Genomic DNA, 20156 nt, shown 5'->3' on the forward strand with positions numbered 1-20156 from the left:
TAACATAGCATTTTTAATTTATATCAACTTATTCGTAATTTCTTCTTCACTTTGAGGACGCCCAAACAAGAATCCTTGAATATAATCTAATTCCATCGGTTCAACAACATTAAATTCCTCTTCTGTTTCAATTCCTTCCAACAATACCTCAATATCAACATCGTGGCAAATTTGAGCAATAAAACGAATAAAAGTTTTATCAAATTTACTAATCTTAATATCACGTACAAACGTTTGGTCAATCTTGACAATATCAGCAGGAACAGTCTTTAAAATTTCCAATGAGGCATACCCCGTTCCAAAATCATCCATTGCAATTTTAAATCCCAATTCGCGAAGCTGCTCAAAAATTGTTCTTAGTAAATCCATGTTCCTAACCATATAGCTCTCTGTTAATTCTAAGACAATATTTTTAGGTGCCAGCTTTTCTTTTTTCAGAACCTTTTTTACATCTTCCACAAAATCACTATTTAACATCTGAAGCGCAGATACATTAATACTAACAGAAAATTCAGGATCATATACGACCCACTTCGAACAAGCCTGAATTGCTTTCTTTATAACCCATAGACCAACTGGGATAATTAGCCCGCTCTCTTCAAGAATGGGAATAAATTCAACTGGTGATACTTTTCCTAATTCTTGACACTGCCATCTTAACAGTGCCTCAACTCCTTTGATTTGTTTACTACTCACCTCAACTTGGGGCTGATAATTTAACTCGAAGCCACGATAATCATCACTTACACTTTCACGAATATATTTTAAAATTTCTAATGAACGCATCTTATGCTCAAGGATGTAGTTTGAAAAGAAAGTTAATTTATTTTTTCCATTATCCTTGGCATATTGTAATGAATAATCAGCATATTTATTTAGTTCATTATATGTTAATCCATCTTTAGGATAAATTGCACATCCAGCTGAAATTTGAATCGGACATTTATAACGTTTTAATAGTTGTTCATGCAATAATTGTTTCTGTATCTCATTATATAATTTAGTAATTTCCAATTCGGTACTATTTTCAATCAACAGCCCCATTTGATCGCTATCCAATTTATAAATACTAGTATTACCTGGCAAAACTGCCTGAGTCAATTGGGCTACTGTTTTAATAATAAAATCCCCAAATGAACGGTCATATATTTCGTTAATGTTTTTAAAGTCATCAATATCAATAACCATAATTCCAAGATTATCGATTGCTTTATCTTTAGTCTTAAGCTCAAAAGCTTTCGCAAATTCTTGACGATTATATAAATGAGTTAGGGGATCAATTTTATTTTGACGGTCTAACTGTGTCATTATTCCAGCAAATAAATTAGGCTCACCAAATTCATCGCGCATTAACTGTCCACGACATTTTAACCAAATATACTCACCATCACTATTCATCGCTCGAAATTCAACAGAATGATAATCCATCTTATTTTCGCCAATTGCCATATTTGATTTATAAAAACGTTCCCAATCTTGGGGATGTACGATTGCCTTCCAAAATGGTAAAGGATGGTCAATAATTTCTCCTGGTAAATTAAAAACTTTTACTTGGGCTGGTGAATATCTAAAAATACCTGTCTTCATATTACATATGTAAATAAAATCATCGGTACTTTTGATCAAAGCTTCATAAAGTTGTGTTGGATCATATTGAAAACAAGCTACATTAGTAGATCCTACTGAAACATCTTCCAATTCTGCTAACTGAGTTCGACGATATCGCAACTTTTCCTGATACATTTGTTCATCTGCTCTAGTTATCACATCATTAACAGTCAATTTATTAGTTGGTAAAACTGTATACATTCCAAAAGCATATGAAAATCCGTAAGGCTTATTGTATAAAGCTTGCAGCTTTTGTATATTTTTTTGATTCTCAATTAAAAATTTAGCACTATCCTTAGTATTTTTATGCCCAAAAACTAGAACAAATTCATCTCCACCTAATCTAAAGATAAGATCTTCCTTATCAAGATCCTGCTTTACTGCATAAGCAATTTGTTTTAATAAAAAATCTCCTTCTTGATGACCAAAAGAATCATTTACTCTTTTTAAATTATTTATATCTAATAAAGCAATTGTAAAGCTTTCTTTAGCTTTTTTCTTTTTCACCATAAACTCGAGCAGTTTTTCTTTTCCAGCACGACGATTTAATAATCCACATAAGTCATCAATACTAGCCTGGTGACTTAGGATTTCAGAATCAGTAATATCGATTGACTGTTGCATGTGAACAATTTTACCATTTTCCCATTTAATTAAACTATCATAGTTTTCAAAAATACGATTAGTAAGATCACTATTTTCACGCCAGCTAATCGACTGATATAAATTATTAATTTGTTTTAATTTGATAAGTGGACAAAATGGACATGGTCCGCTTTGATTATTTTGAAGTGTTTTCCAACATATTTTACCTTCTGGATCTTTCAAATTATAAGTTTCTTTCATCTTATTATTCATAAAAATGATTTCATTTGTTTGAATATCTGTAAGATATAAATTAATTTGCATATTATCTACCAGCTGCTTAAAATCATCAAAACCCATTGTTAACACTCCTTTACTCCAAATTTCAACTATCTTTATTATACCATACTAACAATTACTAAAGGTAAAAACTATTTTTAAATTATAAAAAACATTAGTTATCATTAAATATAAAACTTTATCCCCAAAAACTTTGAAGATATTTGCTTTGGACTTAGATAAGAAAATGACGAGTATCACAAATAATGCTATACTTTAAGTACTATTAATAATTTAGAAAGGATAATTTTTATGAAAGAAGATCTAATAATTGAATGGTTTCAATCATGGTTTGATTCCCATTGGAATAATTTTGAAGTGATTTTTGAATCCGATGCTTATTATAGTGAATCTTGGGGTCCTGAATACAAAGGAATCATTGAAATAAAAAAATGGTTCAATGACTGGCACGAACACTTTAAATTAGATAAGTGGGAAATTAAACAATTTATTCACACTAATAAACATTCTATTGTTGAATGGCACTTTAGTTGTATTGACTTAGATGGCGTTCATGAATTTGATGGTATATCTTTGATTGAATGGAGTCCTAATAGTCTTATAAAATCATTAAAAGAATTTGGATCATCACTTCCTAAATATGATCCCTTTGAGCAACTATAATTAACACAGGGAGAGATAATAATGTTTTATAAAATATATCATGATACGATTCCACCGTATCTTTTAGAAATCATGAACACAAATATCTTTACTCGCCTCAAAGATATTGGAATGAATTGTGGAATGGAATATACACAGTTTCAAACATTTAAAAATAGTTTTGGAGTTTCAAGATATGATCATAGTATTGGCGTTTCTTTAATAACTTATCATTTTACTCATGATAAGCATGCTACTGTTGCAGCTCTATTACATGATATAGCCACCCCTGTATTCGCTCATGTTATTGACTTCTTGAATAATGATTATGAAAAACAAGAGTCTACTGAAGCTGAAACAAAAAAGATGATTTTTAATAGTCGTGAATTACAAAAAATTTTTCTTAAATACGAGATAGATATTAATCTAATCTATGATTATCATAAATATCCAATTGCCGATAATGAAAGTCCTAAATTATCAGCTGATCGATTAGAATATACTCTTGCAAACGCATATTATTATAATTTTTTATCAGTCGAACAAATTAAGTCAATTTATTACGATTTAATAATTAATGATAAAAAAGATGAAATTATCTTTAAAAGTAAAGATAAAGCAATAATGTTGACAAAAGTAATGTTTCAATGCAGTCGTGTTTACACCTCTGATGAAAATCGATATTGTATGGAATATTTAGCTAATCTATTAAAAACTGCGTTGACAAAAAAGCTTATCACACAAGATGATTTATATACTAATGAAAGTTCTGTCATTAAAAACATCTGCAAAGACAAAGAATTAAGCGATAAATGGGAAGCTTTTTGTCATTTTCATCAAGTTGATATTAGTCATAATAAAAAAGCAGGTTATTATAAAATAAATGCTAAACATCGCTACTTTAATCCTATGATTGGAAATCAGCGAATCATCAACCAGTCTCCCAAATTTAAAAGTGAACTAAACAGTTTTTTAGGAGATCATTTTGATCGTTATGTTAAAGTTACTTAAAATAAGTTATTCTCAAAAAAAACAACTGCTAAATAAAGCAGTTGTTTTTTATTCAATTGGGCGTTGATAAAAACCGCCAAAGAAATTTTCCGTAGGAATAACATTAATTATCGCCTTTTCATCAGATTCATGCATTAATTGAACAATATCTTGAACCTCATAAGCAGATACAACCGTATGAAGTAAACTCATTGGATTTTTACTATAACCACCATAACCATTAACAACTGAAACACCATGACGATAATCTTTAACATATCTTTCAATTATCTGTTCCGGGTGGGTTGTTGTAATCTGTAATGTTACCCGCTTATACCTTTGGTAAAATGATGAGATTGTTTTGGTTGAAATAAACTGGAAGACAATTGAATAGCCTGCATATATCCAGCCAAACATATAACCAAAGATACAAAGAATCAAGGCATTGAAAATAAAAACATACTCCCAGATGGATTTACCCATTTTATTAGAAACATATAAAGCAATAAAATCGGTACCAGCTGATGAAGTATTCCCTCTTAATGCAATTACTGTCGACATTCCATAAACAAATCCACCAAAAAAAACATTTAAAATAACATCATTAAATAACGGTGGGAATGTACAAATCCTTAATAAAAAGCTTGTTAAAAAAACTTGGCACAAAGAAGAAATAACAAATTTCTTTCCAATACTTTTAAAACATAAGATTGCTACTGGTACATTTAAAACAATCAGTCCTAAAGAAGTAGAAAAATTAAAGCCATATAATGAAGTAATTCGATCAATTAAAATTGCTACACCAGTAAAACCACTAGATAACAGATTAGCTGGTTCTACAAAAACTTTGATAGCGTATGTTTGCAAAAAAGAAGATGCAATTACTGCTACAATCGTTATTAGATATCGAAACCAGAGTTTGTTTTTCATAATCCTAATTTCACTAATTTTTCAACTAATTCCTTACTAACCATGTCAAAATCATCTTTATGCTCTGCCGGTCCATAGCAATAGTTTACAAATTCTCCACTTGTAGTTGGATCATTTTGCCAATCTTTACATGAAGAATGAATTTGAGCGATTCCTGTATATTCCATGATTGCTTGTCCGTTTGTACTGTTAATTCCACTTCCAGCTAATATTTCTATTTTATCGCCATACCTTGTTTGTAATTTTTTGATTAAATCTTTACCATCAGCGGCTTTAGCTCGTAGTCCGCTCGTAAGCAAGCGATCAATGCCTAAATTAATTAATATCTCAATACTGGCATATGGGTCTTTTACACAATCATAAGCACGGTGGAAAACCGCTTCTTTTTGATAAGACTTTATTAGTGAAACCATTTCCTTGGTTCTTTCAATATCAATTTCATGATTTTTTAATAAAAATCCAAAGGCTATACCATCGGCTCCATTTTCTAATAGATCCTTAGCTTCTATCATCATCTGTTTAAATTCAATATCTGTATAACAAAATCCCGCTCCACGTGGTCGAACCATGCAGATTACCTTTAAGTTTGTAGTATTTTTTGTCAATTTTAATGAACCAATGCTAGGTGTTAGACCACCTAAATGTAAGGCACTATTCAACTCAATTCTTTTTGCTCCACCATAATATGCATTTAGAGCATCTTCATAACTTCCACAACATATTTCAATCACTCTGCATCCCTACTTTCATTTCGCTAGATTATATAAACTTAAGGCGTAAATCTTAGCATTTGTAATAATATCTTCAATTGTCATCCATTCATTAGGTTGGTGACCAATTCCTTTTTGACCAGGAAATGATGGTCCAAAAGGAACAATATTAGGCATCAACTTAGCATATGTCCCACCGGTTGTAGTAACTGGTGTTCCATCATCTCCAGTTACCTTTTCATAAGTATGGACTAATGTCTTTACTAATTTACATTTTAGCGGGAATTTTACAGGATCATAATTTCCCACTAAATTAACTTCAAAATTGCTAACTACCATCTTTATATTATTGACTATTGTTTCCACTGTGACACTCGCTGGATAACTAACACTAAATTGAATACTTGGATCTCCGTCTAATTCTAATTGATAATTTCGAACTTCTAATAATCCAAATTCTTGATCTTGAAAATCAATATTAAACCTTTCGCCATTATTTTTAGCATTTAAAATATAATTATTGACCAAATCAAAGAATTCTTTTAATCTATCCTTTTTCCCGCATATTTTAATTATAGCCCGTCCACGCTCACCATAAACAACAGGATATTTACAATCTGGTGTAAATCCCATTAACGGCGGTCTTTCTTTACTTAAATAATATTTTAAATCTTCAAAACCAGATTCTTCATCACAACCAAAGATAATTCTAATCTCATGAGCTAATTCAAGTTTTAATTCTTTAAGTGCATAAAGAGCAAATAGACATGATAAGATTGGTCCTTTATTATCTAAAATTCCCCGACTATAAATCACCCCATCTTCTACATACCCACTAAACGGAGGCTGTTTCCAGCCTGTCCCAACTGGAACAACATCTAAATGACCAATAGCACAAATATAATCTTTACTTTCACCATAACTTGCATATCCGATATAATTATCAATATTTGTTGTTACAAATCCCAACGAAGCAGCTAAATCCAAAGTAGCATCTAAAGCTGCTTTGACCCCTGAGCCAAATGGAGCATTTTCTAAAGGAGCTGTTTCAACACTATCGATTTTTACAATTTCAATAATACTTTTAATCATTTGTTCAGCAATATCATCAACTTTTTTTAAAATTATATCTTCCATCTTATTTTTCTTCTAAAGGGGCTGTTCTTGTAGCCATATAATTATCTAACCATTCTTGACTAGCTACCGTATGTATACATTTTCCATCTTTATTTTCTGTCAAATAAACAATTGGTTCTTGGTCAGCAGTAGCAACAGCAAATGAAAATCCTTCAATATTTGTAGCAACACCCCATTCTCCTTTATTATTCATTGCTACCAAAGACATATCACCTGCTTGACCACGGCGTTCTTTTAATTCTAAATCAAACATATTAACCGCTTTTTCACAAGCAGCCTGAGGATGCATTCCATCTTTCATTAAACGAACAATTTCATAAGCTACGCACCCTTTCATAACATCCTCTCCTAAGCCAGTAGCACTTGCACCACCGACTTTACTATCAACATAGAAGCCCGATCCAGAAATCGGTGAATCTCCGACCCGACCAGCTTTTTTCATAAATAAGCCACTTGTAGAAGTAGCCGAAGTCATTTTACCATGAGTATCTAAACATACCATTCCAACCGTATCATGTCCTGAATAGGGTTTAATTTCCAATGCTTGAACTTCTTTTACACGATTACGATAGTGAATTTTAGCACGATCAGTCAACATATTCTTTCTTTCAAAACCTTCTTTATGAGCAAATTTTTCAGCGCCTTCACCAACTAACAAATTGTTCACTTTTTCTTTTGATAATCGTCTTGCAATACTTACTGGATTTGCATAATCTTTGATTGCCGCTACCGCACCAATATCTAATGTATCACCATCCATAAAAGCCGCATCTAATTCAACTTCCATTTCTTCGTTTGGCAACCCGCCATATCCAACTGACTTATAGTACGGAAAGTCCTCTACCTCTCTAACCGCTATTTCGATTGCGTCACCAGCGTCACCACCTTCTGCTAAAACTTGACTTGCTTTACTGATTCCTTCTACGGCCATTCGCCATGTTGCAATAATACCCCACATCTAAGAGTTCCTCCTTTATTTTTTGATAAAAGGATGCGTTATCCGCATCCTTTTTAGTTTAGAAACAATACTTTGAAGTAATCGGATTTAGATCTTCATGATCAACTAATGCTTTCGCTAATTTGCACATTCCATCTAATGATTCATTTAAGCCAATCCCACCTTTTTTTGGTGTTTCAATAATATGAATTTTATCTTTAAATTCATTAATCGTTTCTTCATTTTCTTTTGACATTGCTGCAAATGCAGGAATATCTGTTGTCTGATTAATATCATAGGCAATATTAGCTGCCATCTTGCCATAACCTAAATAGTTAAATGCTGGTCCACACATTACTACATCAGGTTTTAACTTATTAATCATCGCGCATAGTTTACGACTAACTTCTTCAGGATTTGCTTCATAATACCCATCACCACAATATAAACATGCCATCACGCGTCCGTCAACTGTTTTTAAATATTGTTCCATCATAATTGCTGGTCCAACCGGTTCTTTTTTAGCTCCTAAAGGAATCATATGGTCATCTTTGATTCCTGCACCAGATTGAATTTGATCATAAATCATAATTACTTTCATAAAATTGCCTCCTATAAATCATCAAATGATAAGTCATCTAATGAAAAATCGTCTTCTTCTGCTTCATGAACTGCATTAGCTTCGTCGTTAATATATTGCTTATCCATAATTTTAATAAACGGCATGTAAATAAAGATTCCTAATACTAGTAAGACTGCTTGCAAAATAGCACCAACCCAGTTAGTTGCTAAAAATCCAGAAATAATTACTGGGGTTGTCCATGGAATATTAATCCCTGAGCAAATCGGTACTAACCCCGCAGACATCGCAAGATAAGAAATAATAATATTGATTGTTGGCACCAAAATAAACGGAATAATCATTGTTGGATTTAACACGATTGGTAACCCAAATACGATTGGTTCATTGATTCCAAAAATCCCTGGTACTAATGATAATTTTCCTAATTCTGTAATTCGTTTAGATTTACAGAATAATAACATTGCAATAATCAATGATAATGTTGAACCACAACCCCCGAAAGTTGCAAATAAATCTTGGAATTGTTGACAAATAATATGTCCTTCACCAACACCCGTTTTAAAGAATTCAATATTTTCTACTGACAATGTTTGTAAGATTGGATTAAATACAGCACCAACTACTGAACCCCCATTTACTCCGAAGAACCAGAATAAATGCAAGAAGATATAAGCAATAATCATCGCTCCTAAAGTATCTCCTAAATTAAGTAATGGTGTTTGTAAGAATTCAAATATAATTTGAAACACATTTGTTCCTAAAAAACCAAATAATAAGTTAATTGCAAAGAAGAAAGTCATTACAACAGTTGCTGGAATTAAAGCCGCAAACGATTGTACGACAGTAGGCGGTACTCCTGCCGGCATTTTAATTACCCAGCCTTTTTTCTCAACCCATGAATAAATATGCACAGCTACAAATGCACAGATAATTCCAACAAAAATACCTTTTGCCCCAACCCATCCAGTTGGGATACCTGTTAAAGATACTGGTATTTCTTTACCTGCCATTTCTACAGTTCCTTCTACCGTATAAGGCATGATCAAGAACCATCCCATGATAGCTACCGCTGCTCCAAATATTTTATCAGTCTTCATCTGACGAGCAAATGAATAAGCAATCCCTACTACAGCAAAGACTGCCATAATAGTAAAGGTTGCTCCTGATGGCTTTTCAATAAAAGCAGCTAATGTCTCCCCTGTATTTGAATTAATGACTACTGAACTTAACCATTCTGTCCATGCAGGAATTGGAAAATTTGCAATCAGTAAGAAAATTGAACCGGCAATCAATAATGGTGTTGATACTAAGAACCCATCACGAATTGATACTAAATATTTATTACGGCCAATAGCTTCAGCTAAAGGCATTAATATTTTTTCAAGTTGTTTAATCATTCTTTTACCCTCCTTTTTATTTATTTGCTTTTATCAGTCTAATCGCTGATTTAAGAACTTTTTCACCATTCATCATGCCATAATCACCTTGATCGATTACAGCTATAGGAATTCCTTGGCTACCAAATTGTTCTACCGTTTCCTCATACATGTATTTCACTTGTGGTCCTAATAAAATACAGTCCGGACGATCCTCTGAGATAATCTCCTCTAATTTATTGTGGGGAAAGGCAGCAACTTTAATAGGTAAATTATGTTGATTAGCAACATCCTGCATATTACTTGCCAACATACTTGTTGACATTCCCGCACTACAAAATAGATAAACTTTTTTCATTTCTTTGTCCTCCCTTTGTTATTGTTAATATTTTTCTAATGCTTTGACCCGTTCATTTAAACGAATAATTTCTAAAGCCATGACCTTAATTGTTTCAGCTGACATTAATTGATCTTCGGCATGCATTAACAGAATACTTGGTACAACATGATTTCCACTAGCTTCTTGTTGAATCAATTCACTATGGGCTAAGTGTCCACCGTTAAAAGATTCTTCACCTTCCTTGATTTTTGCTCTAGCTGCATCAAATTCACCATTAGCAGCAACCTTCATTGCTTCAATAAAACTTGATTTAGCCATTCCTACAGCTGATATAATTTTAAAACTCACTAACTCTAAACCATCCATTTTTTATCCTCCAATACCCTTACAATCAACATTATAAGTAATTAATTTTTTTATTGTTGCTAGTCATCTTTCCTAGACTTAGGAAATTATTTACATAGCACTACTTTAGTATTTCCTAAATAATCATGCAAAGTACGATGTTCTCCTTTAAATAAATAAAGTAAAATACTGATTCCACTAATTATAAATCCTGCATACATCAAAGGTGTAACAAAATTTGTTTGGGTAATAATCGTAACCAGTTCATGCCAGATTGCACTTGCAGTATATAAAACACCCTCAATTACAATAACTCCCAATAATTGTCTTAATAGCATATTTTTTATTGTTACTTGCTCATTATTCACTTTAACAATTTTGATTTTACAAATTTTCTTGCCGAGCGTTTGCCCCGGATAAATATAAGCTGGAACAATTACAAAGTAAAAAATTGCAAATAAAACAGCTAAAATTCCTGCAATGATCCCATATGGCTGTTTAAATTCAACAATGTTTTGATTTAACATTGTATTCGTTAACTTTTGTGAAATAATCGCAATCGGAATCGCAGTACATAAAGCCCCGACATACCAGTCAATTAAATAGCTTATAAATCGTTTTACTAATGGAGCATCTTCATACCTTATTTTTCTTTCTTTTTTCGCTTTTACTACTTTAGTTGCCATCTTTCTCTCCTTACATTATTACTTGTTCCATAAATTCTTGATGTTCCCGAACTTCTAACAGTTGGGTGAATTTATTTGAATCACTGACAATACTACTCAACCAGTCAAAAAAGATTTTCAATAAATGATTATCTGTTTCTCTGATTGCAAGAAGAATAATCAATTTCACTTCAAAACCACCCCAAATCACCGGTTTATCTAAAATTAAAGTTGATATACATGATTCATTTGCTGATACTTCAATTGAATGTGGTACCGCAAATCCATTTACAAAAGAAGTTGCAGAAACTGCTTCACGCCTAAAAACATCTTCTTTATAGCTTTGTGTTGCTAACCCTTTTTCAATCAGTTCATCACATAAATAATCAATGATTTCCTTAGGATTATTCATAGTATTTTTTACATGAAATAAATCTTCACGCATCAATTCTTTGATCAATGAAACAAAATCATCATGATAGCGATGCTTATCTAAAATATTTAGTGTCTGAAATACTTTACTTTCATCTTCATAATTAATAAATAAAGTTACTTGGACTGTTGGGATATTTAAATTATGTTTTAGTGGTACTGTTGTAATAATCAAATCCGGTTCTTCTTCCTTAACCATCGATTCTTCAAAAAAGCCATAGCTTTGAACAATCATCATTCGTTCTTCAAAACGAATTTTTAACTTGTCCCGACACATCTTTGATAGCATCTGATTATTAGGAATGATCATAATCGCACGATAGCGTTTTAAAGAATTGACCCGATCGTACGCTGCTCCTAAATGCAAAGCTAAAAACGCTAATTCATTTTCATTAATATTAACCTCACAAGTTTCAGCTAATACCTCGCCTGCACGCACTGCCATTTCAAATACTAAAGGATACTTACGTTTAATTTCTTGAAGATAGACATTAGTTACTTGAACATTATTTTTTTGACGCTCTAACAATGATTGTAAGTGCATTGCTAAACCCACTTTTAAATCCTTATCTTTTGAAAAATCAATATCAAAATATTCCTTAACTTCAACAATTACTGCTTCAACTAAATGTTCAACATCGACTGCCAGCTTTTCTTTGATAATATCCTTACGATAATCATTTGCCCTTTTTCCCATTAATAATAAAGCAAATAAAATTACTTCATCAGTAACAAGTTCAATATTGATCATCGTACTAACCTGTGTAAAGAAGTCATATGAAATCTGATATTCTCGACTGCTTTCTAATTTTTCACTAATTGTTTGATTCTTAATATAGTTATGATTAATGATCCGCTCAATCGCCACTCCGGCATGAATCATGATCATTGGAAAAGTCATCTCATGAATCTGATAATCATATTTTTCACAAATTTCTTCTAGTACATCTTTCACTTCTAATAGATCAAAACTATTCCATAATCCTGCAATTGAATTTAAATTCATAAAATTCCCTTGTGTCTCTGCCGTCAATAACTGTTTGTATAACTTTCGCTTATCTGTTTCATTTCCTTCTAAACTAATATAATTTTTAGATCTAACTAGTTTTAAACTAGGGTAATCATTAATCATTTTACGGATCTTTTTTATATCATTATCAATTGAATAACCACTTACAAAAACCTGATCCTGCAAGGCAATCAAATTAATTTCATGACTTTTAAACAAAAGTTCTTGAATAATATATATACAACGTTCTTGGGAAGTTTGTGGGATTATATCTTTAGTTTCAATATCCTGCTTATGCAATAATGTCTCATCTAAACGATATCCTAGACGTTTATTAGCCTGAATCAGTATACAATCATAATAATTATTAATATTCTCTATATCTGAACGAATTGTTCGGTCAGATACATTTAGAACTTTTGCGATTTCTTTACCAGTAATCCATTTTCCATAATCATTTAAAAGATCAATAATATTTGTTTGGCGTTTGTTTAGCATTTCTTTATCAGCTCCTTTTATAATATATCACGCATTCATTTTCCTAAGTTACAATCTTTTTTCCTAACTGTTAGGAAAAATATCCGGGTTAAATTATAACTTATTTTTCTATGCATAACATTGTTAAAATAGGATAAAATGAGTTAAACTATAGACGAGGTGAGAATATGATAAATTTTATTGAATATCCAAAATGCAGTACTTGTAAGAAGGCCAAGAAATATCTTGATGAACTTGGGATTGATCACCATGATCGACATATCGTTGAAGAACGTTTAAGCAAAGAAGAATTAACTGCTTTGTATCAAAAAAGCGGCTTACCGCTCAAACGCTTCTTTAATACTTCTGGCTTAAAATACAAAGAACTCCAATTAAAAGATAAACTTCCCACAATGACTGAAGATGAGCAATTAGAATTGTTAGCTACTGATGGGATGTTAGTAAAAAGACCAATTGTTGAAACTAAGGATAGTGTATTAGTTGGTTTTAAAGCCAATGAATACGATAATCTAAAATAATGCCGGCAGCTTATAGTCATTATCGTCTTGGACAATTAGTGCTTGATGAATTAAATCAGCCCCTTAAACATGTCTTGGAAACTAATCAAGATCTATTTGATATTGGATTACATGGTCCTGATATTCTTTTTTATAACCGCCCGTATATCCATAGTAAAATCAATCGTTTAGGTAGTGCTATGCATAAAGAAAGAGCTGACATCTTTTTTTACCAAGCTTTAGAAATCTTAAAAGAAACCAAAAGTGCCCCACAATTTGCTTATCTTTGTGGTTTCATCTGTCACTACATTCTTGATAGTAACTGCCACCCGTATATTAATACGATTATCAAAGAAACTGGTGTAACTCATTTTGAAATAGAAACTGAGCTCGATCGTTATTTTATGGTCAAAGATCGTTTAGATCCTCTAAGAACTAAATTAACTGATCACATTAAGGTTAATGATCATACGCTCAACAACATTGAGCCATATTTTAAAGCAACAAAAAAAGAACTCTATAAGAGTCTTAAAGGGATGAAGTTCTATGATCGTTTATTATTAGCACCACAGTTTTATAAACGGGGCTTGATTTACCTAGTTTTAAAAATCACATTTACATATAAACGATTCCAGGGGTTTGTTGTAAATTACAGACCAAATAAATTAGTCGACCCATACTTAGAAAAGTTAGAAAGTTTATTTAATCAAAGTATTAGTGAATCATATGAAGCAATCTACAATTTTATTGATGTAATTAAGTATGATCGTTCTCTATCATGTCGATTTGAACATAATTTCAAATAAAATTATTGCTTTTTAAATATAATCTATCGAACTGTTCATTATAAATGAACAGTTTTATTATTAATAAATTGTAATTATTCTTCGAATTACAGTATAATTTAATCAAAAGATTTCTTAGATAAATATTTACCTAATCTTAAACTAATCATGCTCGTTCAACAAATAATATCTTTATATAATATCCAAGAATGGGAGGTTAACTATGCCGTCAAGTTATACACATCAGCAATTTGGGAATCAAGTTTTAAATAAGCTTGAAAATACTACAATTAAAAAAATTATTAATGATAATTTAAATCTCTACAATATTGGTCTTCAAGGCCCTGATATTTTATTTTTCTATCAACCGCTTAAAAAAAATCCTGTCAATACTTTAGGTAATCAGCTACACCAAGATATTGCACGAGCTTTCTTTGAAAATGCAATGAAACTTCTAAAAGAACAACCAAACGAAAAATCATTAGCCTATATTTTGGGTTTTATTAATCACTTTATTTTAGATAGTGAATGTCATGGTTACATCGATAAAACAATGATTAATCGTGAAATTGGTCACTTTGAAATCGAGCGAGATTTAGATCAGCGATTTATGATACTAAACCATGAATCATTTAACTATTCAACCCCAAAACATTACCAGATCAATCTTGAAAATGCTAAAATTATTGCTCCGTTTTTTAATTTAGCTCCAGCCACGATCTTAGCTTCTTTAAAATCATTTAAACGCTTTAATCATCTTTTTGCTTGCCGGAGTGTTTTAAAAAGATCTTTGATTCTAACAGGAATGAAAATTGTTAATGCTAAGTTATACTGTGGAATGGTCATGACTGCAAAACCAGAAAAAAGAATTGAAGAAAACATTGATATATTAGTTAATCTTTTTAACCAGTCGATAAATATTGCCACAAAGGAGATAATCGAATATTATTACAGTTACCAGAACAATACTGCAATATCAAAACGATTCAATTACAACTATGAATAAACTAACAAAATTAGAAAAGTATTGGGTTTTATATGATGTCGGAAATTCAGCATTTGTATTATTAGTATCAACTATTATTCCAATCTATTTTAAAAACTTAGCTACTGAAGCCGGAATATCTTTAAGTGATTCTACTGCTTACTACAGCTATGCTATTTCAATTTCAACATTGATTGTTGCATTAGCAGGACCTATGCTGGGAAGTATTGGTGATCGTAAAGGTGTGCGCAAACCAATCTTTACATTCTTTATGATGATGGGAGTATTAAGCTTAGCTGCCCTTTCTATTCCAGTTGGCTGGATTGTATTTTTAGCTATTTTTATCGTTGCTAAAACGGGGTTTGCGACCAGTTTGATCTTTTACGATTCTATGCTGGTTGATATTACGACATATGAGCGGGTTGATCAAGTTTCTTCACACGGATATGCTTGGGGCTATATCGGTAGTTGTATTCCTTTTACAATCAGTCTACTATTGATTTTAGGTTGTGATACAATTGGCCTTTCAACTGTTATGGCAACAGCAATTGCCTTTATCATGAATGCTTTGTGGTGGTTTTTTATTACTATCCCATTATTGAAAAACTATCAGCAAATTAATTATACAACCGCTAAAGAACCAATTATTAATAATTTAAAACGTGTTCTAACTAGTATTAAAAATAATAAAAAGGTACTCTTCTTCCTTATCGCATTCTTTTTCTATATTGATGGTGTTTATACTATTATTGAGATGGCAACTTCATATGGAAAAGATGTTGGAATTGATGATAATAGTTTACTACTAGCTTTATTACTTACTCAAGTAGTAGCTTTTCCATTTTCTTTGATTTTTGGAAAACTTGCTAAAAAATTCCCTGTTAAATCATTGATCCTTTCTTGCATTATTGGATACTTTTTCATCGCTGTCTTTGCTTTATGGCTTGATACAGCTTGGAAATTCTGGGTATTAGCTGTTTTTGTTGCTGTTTTTCAAGGCGCAATTCAAGCATTATCGCGATCATATTATGCTCAAATCATTCCAGAAAGTCAGGCGAGTGAATATTTTGGAATTTTTGATATATTTGGTAAGGGAGCCTCATTTATGGGAACTTTATTAATGGGGATTACTACTCAAATTACAGATAATTCAAAATACGGAGTTGTGGTGATTGCATGTATGTTCGTTATTGGTGGCATTATTTTCAAGTCTAAATGCCATAATCAAGCAGACTAAAGTCTGCTTTTTTATTATCTTACAAGTCTTTAAAGCAAAATAATGATAAAATTAAAAAAAGGGGAAATTATTAATTTACTTGATAAATTTGATTACTATATGATGAAAGGGGAAATCAATCATGTTACGACTAAACAAATTTACCAAAATAACAAGTATCTATATTATCACCATGATGATGATTACTACAATCTTCACTTACTTTGGCTATTATGCACATAAAGCAACAATAAAAGATGACTGGCCAACTAAATATGTTGCTGATGATATTAATGATGATTTAAAATATAACTATTCACAGTTTACAGATGTTGTTATAGCTAATATTGATCGAAACGTCACATCAGTTTATCTAGCCTTTGATGAAGATTTTCAACCATTCTTAGCCCCTCATGAAAGATGGCACTTTGCTGCTAAAAATGGTGATAATATTGCTGAGGTTTCACTCAGTGAAATCAGCTATCAAAAATTAAAATCAATATGTGAAAAACTTATTGCCTTGATGGATGAAGATAAGACTAAAACAATCAATGTAACTTTTAATTATTCTGCAATTACCGATAACCATATTATCGTAAGTAATTTAGTTTACTTTGCAATCAATGACGAAGTATATATCTCTAATGACTCTACTGCTACCATTACTTGCGAACTCACAAATCTATATACACCATTTCTAGATATTCAGATTCCATCAGATGAAGACTGGAATGGTTATTATTATAATTCAAACATTAAAATATATAACTATTTAGAAAATTTCTTTAAGCAAAATTATACAAAAACTCAAGATGACGGTTACTATAAACTATCGACCCCTGATGATGATCCGTTTAAAATAAATAACGAAGCAGAAGAAAATGCATATAATTTTAGTTACTGTATCCAAAAACTGTCACGCGAATATAGTCATCATGACTCATTTTCAGCTAAAGAATTTGATTATCCTGATGATCGTCTTGGCTATCTAGTCTGGAATCAAGTAGACGATTATTATCAAAAATATACTATTTTTAATTATTTTACTGACTATTACTATATATATCTTCTTATTGGCATAACTAGTATTCTCTTTATTTTAATCTTAAAACGAAATATCATCACTTTACCACAATATGAAACAATTGTTCTTAATCCAGTTCCCGCAGTTACACCAAAGAATGTTGAAGATGTTGACATTGAACCGATTATTACTGAACTTATTGATAATAGCTCAAACTTATTACAATTTAAAAAATTGATTTTATCATATCAGCCTCAGACAACTATTATTAAAGGGAATCGTAACCAAATAACAAAACTTATAACTACTTTATATAATTTTGCGATTAGATATAGTGCTAGTAATGATAATTTATCGATTATTTTTATCGAAAACGGACTATCCTTCACTAATGATAATTTTACTTATACTACTGAAAACTTAACTGCATTAAATGACTGTTTAGAAATTATTAAAATTCATAATTATGAGTATACTTTTGACCACAATAATTTATTATTTAAACAAATAATTAAAGGAGCAACCGATGAAACGAATCCACTTTAATAAACTTGCTAAAATAATGATTCTTATAACTTTTAGTATCGCTATCATAATAAGCTTTTTTACATACCAAGATTATCAAAAGGCTAAACAGATCTATAAAGACGATTCACCTGTTAAAATTGTTGCTGATAGTATTAATGATGATTTAAAAATTTCTTCATATCATGTTGAAGATGCCGTTAATGCACAATTTGAGCGTATTCTTACAAATACCTATATTGTTTATGATGAAGAGCTTAATCCCTATTTACCAGCCAGTGAAACTTGGTCAATGACTATAAATAGTAATAATAAAGAATCAGTTATCTCATTAAAGCAGCTAAATTATGATCAATTAAAAATTTTAAGCCAATATCTACTTTCTCAAGTATCAGAAAATAATATTGAAACAATTAATGTTACATTAAATTATGATCAAAACAACAATGATTTTATTGAAGTCTCAAAACTATCATATTTAGCCTTTGATGAACAAGTTATTTTAGGGCAAGCAAATTCTTCAACAATTACTTGCCAGCTTGTCAGTCTAGACTGCCCTTTAATTACTATTTATGAATATGATAGCGACTATGCTTACAATTATACCCTGCAATCTTATGAAAATTTAGAAAAATGTTTTAAAAAAAATTATCAAAATCTTGATCAAAACGGTTATTATCAAAATATTGATTCTAATCAAAAGCAGATTCTAGAAACAACAAGTACAATTACATCAAGTATTTGTATTCAAGAATTATCAGGAAAATATAGCCAGCATACTGACTTTAATGAGCTATATGGAATTAATGATTTTAATGAAAAAGGCTATTTAGTCTGGTATCAATTTGATGGTTTATTTGAAGAGTATACCTTTTTTGATTATTTAGCAACACACTATTATAACTATTTATTAGCGCTCATCCTTTTAGGGATGATCTATCTTGGAGTAGGAATAATCTTTGCTGAAAAAAAACAAATTCCAGTTTCTCCTGATTCTAAAGCTTCGAGTTTTGATTCGATTCCAGAAAATATAGAAGAAATAGATATTTCACAACTAATCACCCAATTAGTACACAACAGTGCTAATGTGTTGAATTTTAAAAAGATAAAGTTATCCTATAAACCACAAATGATGATTATCAAAGGTAATCGTGAACAGATAATTGATTTGGTTACAAGGTTATATAATTTTTCTCTGCGCCATAGTAATCAAAACGACGAACTAATTATTGAATTAAATCATCATAAAATAACTTTTTCAAATAATAATTTTAATTATCTTGATGATGATCTAAAAACCTTTAATGACTGTATTGAGATTATTAAAAGACACCAATATCACTATTCTTTTACTAATCGGAGCTTATCAATAAAGATCGGATCATGAAATGAAAAGAATCGATATTAGCTATAGAGCTAAACTTATCACTCTTGCTTTTACAATAATTATTAGTCTATTTAGTTATTAAAATTATATTAATTTTTCAATAAATCACCAAAGTGAGAACCCAGTAAAAAATTAGCTAATGCTGTTAATAAATCCAAGCGATAATTAGAACCAGTATTTGTATCAAGAAAACCATTTGCTTGCGGGAATATTTTTAATGGCAATCATCATTTTAATAATCAAAGATAATACAAATAAAGTAGTCTTCATTTCTTCAAAACAAGGCTTGTCTAACAAAATAAAAAATTTTTACTTAGATCAATATATTAATAAATTAATTGATAAAAATATTAATCTTCTTTTATATCTAGCTTCTATCATAATTACTGAAAAAAACTATGATAATTATTATTGTTGAACAGCTATTTAATTTCATAATTGATCATAGTTTAGCAGATAACACCATTGCAAGACAAACATTATCTTTTGGATTGCCTATTACTAGTACGATTCCATTTAATAAAAATAATTTAGTTATTTTAAACAAATTAAAACTATTCCTAAAAACATTAAAATATAAATCTAAATTTGTTAATAACACTGATAGTTACCAAATACTTATTAAAAAACATAGAGTTTTTACCCTATGT

Annotated in this window: 19 protein-coding genes; 8 read left to right on the forward strand and 11 right to left on the reverse strand. The window is 30.8% G+C overall.

The features are described from left to right. Window positions 1-18 precede the first annotated feature (18 nt). Window positions 19-2553 (reverse strand): bifunctional diguanylate cyclase/phosphodiesterase, encoded by a 2535-nt coding sequence (locus tag KTF99_RS03210; RefSeq protein WP_029482141.1) that lies wholly within the window; start codon window positions 2551-2553, stop codon window positions 19-21. A 231-nt stretch (window positions 2554-2784) separates the two neighbouring features. Between KTF99_RS03210 and KTF99_RS03215 the strand changes: the two genes are divergently transcribed. Beyond that, the gene (locus KTF99_RS03215; protein WP_003535647.1) at window positions 2785-3156 is read left to right on the forward strand and encodes a hypothetical protein; all 372 of its coding nucleotides are present in this window, start codon (window positions 2785-2787) and stop codon (window positions 3154-3156) included. A gap of 21 nt (window positions 3157-3177) precedes the next feature. Then, a complete protein-coding gene (locus KTF99_RS03220; RefSeq protein WP_003535646.1) occupies window positions 3178-4146 on the forward strand; it encodes an HD domain-containing protein in 969 nt (322 codons plus the stop codon). Between the two features lie 48 nt (window positions 4147-4194). Here KTF99_RS03220 and KTF99_RS03225 read toward each other — a convergent pair whose 3' ends face one another. From KTF99_RS03225 to KTF99_RS03270, 10 genes are all read right to left on the reverse strand, one after another. Next, window positions 4195-5055: a YitT family protein gene (locus KTF99_RS03225; protein ID WP_003535645.1), complete on the reverse strand. Its 861-nt coding sequence runs from the start codon at window positions 5053-5055 to the stop codon at window positions 4195-4197. Further along, the gene (locus KTF99_RS03230; RefSeq protein ID WP_029482135.1) at window positions 5052-5786 is read right to left on the reverse strand and encodes a copper homeostasis protein CutC; all 735 of its coding nucleotides are present in this window, start codon (window positions 5784-5786) and stop codon (window positions 5052-5054) included. Before KTF99_RS03230 ends, KTF99_RS03225 begins: the two co-directional genes overlap by 4 nt. Window positions 5787-5801: 15 nt before the next feature. After that, a complete protein-coding gene (locus KTF99_RS03235; RefSeq protein WP_008792578.1) occupies window positions 5802-6902 on the reverse strand; it encodes a Sapep family Mn(2+)-dependent dipeptidase in 1101 nt (366 codons plus the stop codon). 1 nt (window position 6903) lies between these two features. Further along, window positions 6904-7860 (reverse strand): N(4)-(beta-N-acetylglucosaminyl)-L-asparaginase, encoded by a 957-nt coding sequence (locus KTF99_RS03240; RefSeq protein WP_003535635.1) that lies wholly within the window; start codon window positions 7858-7860, stop codon window positions 6904-6906. 58 nt (window positions 7861-7918) lie between these two features. Further along, window positions 7919-8440, reverse strand: a complete 522-nt coding sequence (locus tag KTF99_RS03245) for a GrdB-related putative oxidoreductase (protein WP_008792577.1) — start codon at window positions 8438-8440, stop codon at window positions 7919-7921. Between the two features lie 11 nt (window positions 8441-8451). Further along, a complete protein-coding gene (locus KTF99_RS03250; RefSeq protein WP_009008841.1) occupies window positions 8452-9819 on the reverse strand; it encodes a PTS sugar transporter subunit IIC in 1368 nt (455 codons plus the stop codon). A gap of 16 nt (window positions 9820-9835) precedes the next feature. Continuing rightward, the gene (locus KTF99_RS03255) at window positions 9836-10156 is read right to left on the reverse strand and encodes a PTS sugar transporter subunit IIB (RefSeq protein ID WP_003535631.1); all 321 of its coding nucleotides are present in this window, start codon (window positions 10154-10156) and stop codon (window positions 9836-9838) included. A gap of 24 nt (window positions 10157-10180) precedes the next feature. Continuing rightward, window positions 10181-10504, reverse strand: a complete 324-nt coding sequence (locus KTF99_RS03260) for a PTS lactose/cellobiose transporter subunit IIA (RefSeq protein ID WP_008792575.1) — start codon at window positions 10502-10504, stop codon at window positions 10181-10183. 86 nt (window positions 10505-10590) lie between these two features. Then, window positions 10591-11169, reverse strand: a complete 579-nt coding sequence (locus tag KTF99_RS03265) for an RDD family protein (RefSeq protein WP_008792574.1) — start codon at window positions 11167-11169, stop codon at window positions 10591-10593. A gap of 10 nt (window positions 11170-11179) precedes the next feature. Next, window positions 11180-13087, reverse strand: a complete 1908-nt coding sequence (locus KTF99_RS03270; RefSeq protein WP_009300405.1) for a BglG family transcription antiterminator — start codon at window positions 13085-13087, stop codon at window positions 11180-11182. A 167-nt stretch (window positions 13088-13254) separates the two neighbouring features. On the opposite strand from KTF99_RS03270, the gene KTF99_RS03275 reads away from it, so the two are divergent. The 6 genes from KTF99_RS03275 to KTF99_RS03300 all read left to right on the forward strand — a co-directional run bounded on the left by KTF99_RS03275 (window position 13255) and on the right by KTF99_RS03300 (window position 19506). Further along, window positions 13255-13605 carry an arsenate reductase family protein gene (locus KTF99_RS03275; RefSeq protein WP_003535627.1) on the forward strand — a complete coding sequence of 117 codons (351 nt, stop codon included), beginning with the start codon at window positions 13255-13257 and terminating at the stop codon, window positions 13603-13605. After that, a complete protein-coding gene (locus KTF99_RS03280) occupies window positions 13605-14390 on the forward strand; it encodes a zinc dependent phospholipase C family protein (RefSeq protein ID WP_217215445.1) in 786 nt (261 codons plus the stop codon). The genes KTF99_RS03275 and KTF99_RS03280 overlap by 1 nt, the downstream gene beginning before the upstream one ends. Before the next feature lie 202 nt (window positions 14391-14592). Then, on the forward strand, window positions 14593-15375 hold the full coding sequence (locus KTF99_RS03285) for a zinc dependent phospholipase C family protein (protein WP_029482132.1): 783 nt from the start codon (window positions 14593-14595) through the stop codon (window positions 15373-15375). Continuing rightward, the gene (locus KTF99_RS03290) at window positions 15368-16591 is read left to right on the forward strand and encodes an MFS transporter (protein ID WP_008792571.1); all 1224 of its coding nucleotides are present in this window, start codon (window positions 15368-15370) and stop codon (window positions 16589-16591) included. Before KTF99_RS03285 ends, KTF99_RS03290 begins: the two co-directional genes overlap by 8 nt. Before the next feature lie 121 nt (window positions 16592-16712). Next, window positions 16713-18140, forward strand: a complete 1428-nt coding sequence (locus KTF99_RS03295) for a hypothetical protein (protein ID WP_217215446.1) — start codon at window positions 16713-16715, stop codon at window positions 18138-18140. Further along, window positions 18121-19506, forward strand: a complete 1386-nt coding sequence (locus KTF99_RS03300) for a hypothetical protein (RefSeq protein WP_029482130.1) — start codon at window positions 18121-18123, stop codon at window positions 19504-19506. Before KTF99_RS03295 ends, KTF99_RS03300 begins: the two co-directional genes overlap by 20 nt. Window positions 19507-20156 lie beyond the last annotated feature (650 nt).

Source organism: Erysipelatoclostridium sp. MSK.7.34, from assembly GCF_019041935.1.
In the GTDB taxonomy this organism is placed as follows: domain Bacteria; phylum Bacillota_I; class Bacilli_A; order Erysipelotrichales; family Coprobacillaceae; genus Thomasclavelia; species Thomasclavelia ramosa.

Bases quoted from the DNA above. Each gene is read 5' to 3' on its own strand.
- KTF99_RS03300 (WP_029482130.1), top strand. From the start codon at position 18,121: ATGAAACGAATCCACTTTAATAAACTTGCTAAAATAATGATTCTTATA.
- KTF99_RS03225 (WP_003535645.1), bottom strand. From the start codon at position 5,055: ATGAAAAACAAACTCTGGTTTCGATATCTAATAACGATTGTAGCAGTA.
- KTF99_RS03220 (WP_003535646.1), top strand. From the start codon at position 3,178: ATGTTTTATAAAATATATCATGATACGATTCCACCGTATCTTTTAGAA.
- KTF99_RS03270 (WP_009300405.1), bottom strand. From the start codon at position 13,087: ATGCTAAACAAACGCCAAACAAATATTATTGATCTTTTAAATGATTAT.
- KTF99_RS03260 (WP_008792575.1), bottom strand. From the start codon at position 10,504: ATGGATGGTTTAGAGTTAGTGAGTTTTAAAATTATATCAGCTGTAGGA.
- KTF99_RS03215 (WP_003535647.1), top strand. From the start codon at position 2,785: ATGAAAGAAGATCTAATAATTGAATGGTTTCAATCATGGTTTGATTCC.
- KTF99_RS03265 (WP_008792574.1), bottom strand. From the start codon at position 11,169: ATGGCAACTAAAGTAGTAAAAGCGAAAAAAGAAAGAAAAATAAGGTAT.
- KTF99_RS03290 (WP_008792571.1), top strand. From the start codon at position 15,368: ATGAATAAACTAACAAAATTAGAAAAGTATTGGGTTTTATATGATGTC.
- KTF99_RS03210 (WP_029482141.1), bottom strand. From the start codon at position 2,553: ATGGGTTTTGATGATTTTAAGCAGCTGGTAGATAATATGCAAATTAAT.
- KTF99_RS03240 (WP_003535635.1), bottom strand. From the start codon at position 7,860: ATGTGGGGTATTATTGCAACATGGCGAATGGCCGTAGAAGGAATCAGT.
- KTF99_RS03275 (WP_003535627.1), top strand. From the start codon at position 13,255: ATGATAAATTTTATTGAATATCCAAAATGCAGTACTTGTAAGAAGGCC.
- KTF99_RS03235 (WP_008792578.1), bottom strand. From the start codon at position 6,902: ATGGAAGATATAATTTTAAAAAAAGTTGATGATATTGCTGAACAAATG.
- KTF99_RS03245 (WP_008792577.1), bottom strand. From the start codon at position 8,440: ATGAAAGTAATTATGATTTATGATCAAATTCAATCTGGTGCAGGAATC.
- KTF99_RS03280 (WP_217215445.1), top strand. From the start codon at position 13,605: ATGCCGGCAGCTTATAGTCATTATCGTCTTGGACAATTAGTGCTTGAT.
- KTF99_RS03250 (WP_009008841.1), bottom strand. From the start codon at position 9,819: ATGATTAAACAACTTGAAAAAATATTAATGCCTTTAGCTGAAGCTATT.
- KTF99_RS03285 (WP_029482132.1), top strand. From the start codon at position 14,593: ATGCCGTCAAGTTATACACATCAGCAATTTGGGAATCAAGTTTTAAAT.
- KTF99_RS03295 (WP_217215446.1), top strand. From the start codon at position 16,713: ATGTTACGACTAAACAAATTTACCAAAATAACAAGTATCTATATTATC.
- KTF99_RS03255 (WP_003535631.1), bottom strand. From the start codon at position 10,156: ATGAAAAAAGTTTATCTATTTTGTAGTGCGGGAATGTCAACAAGTATG.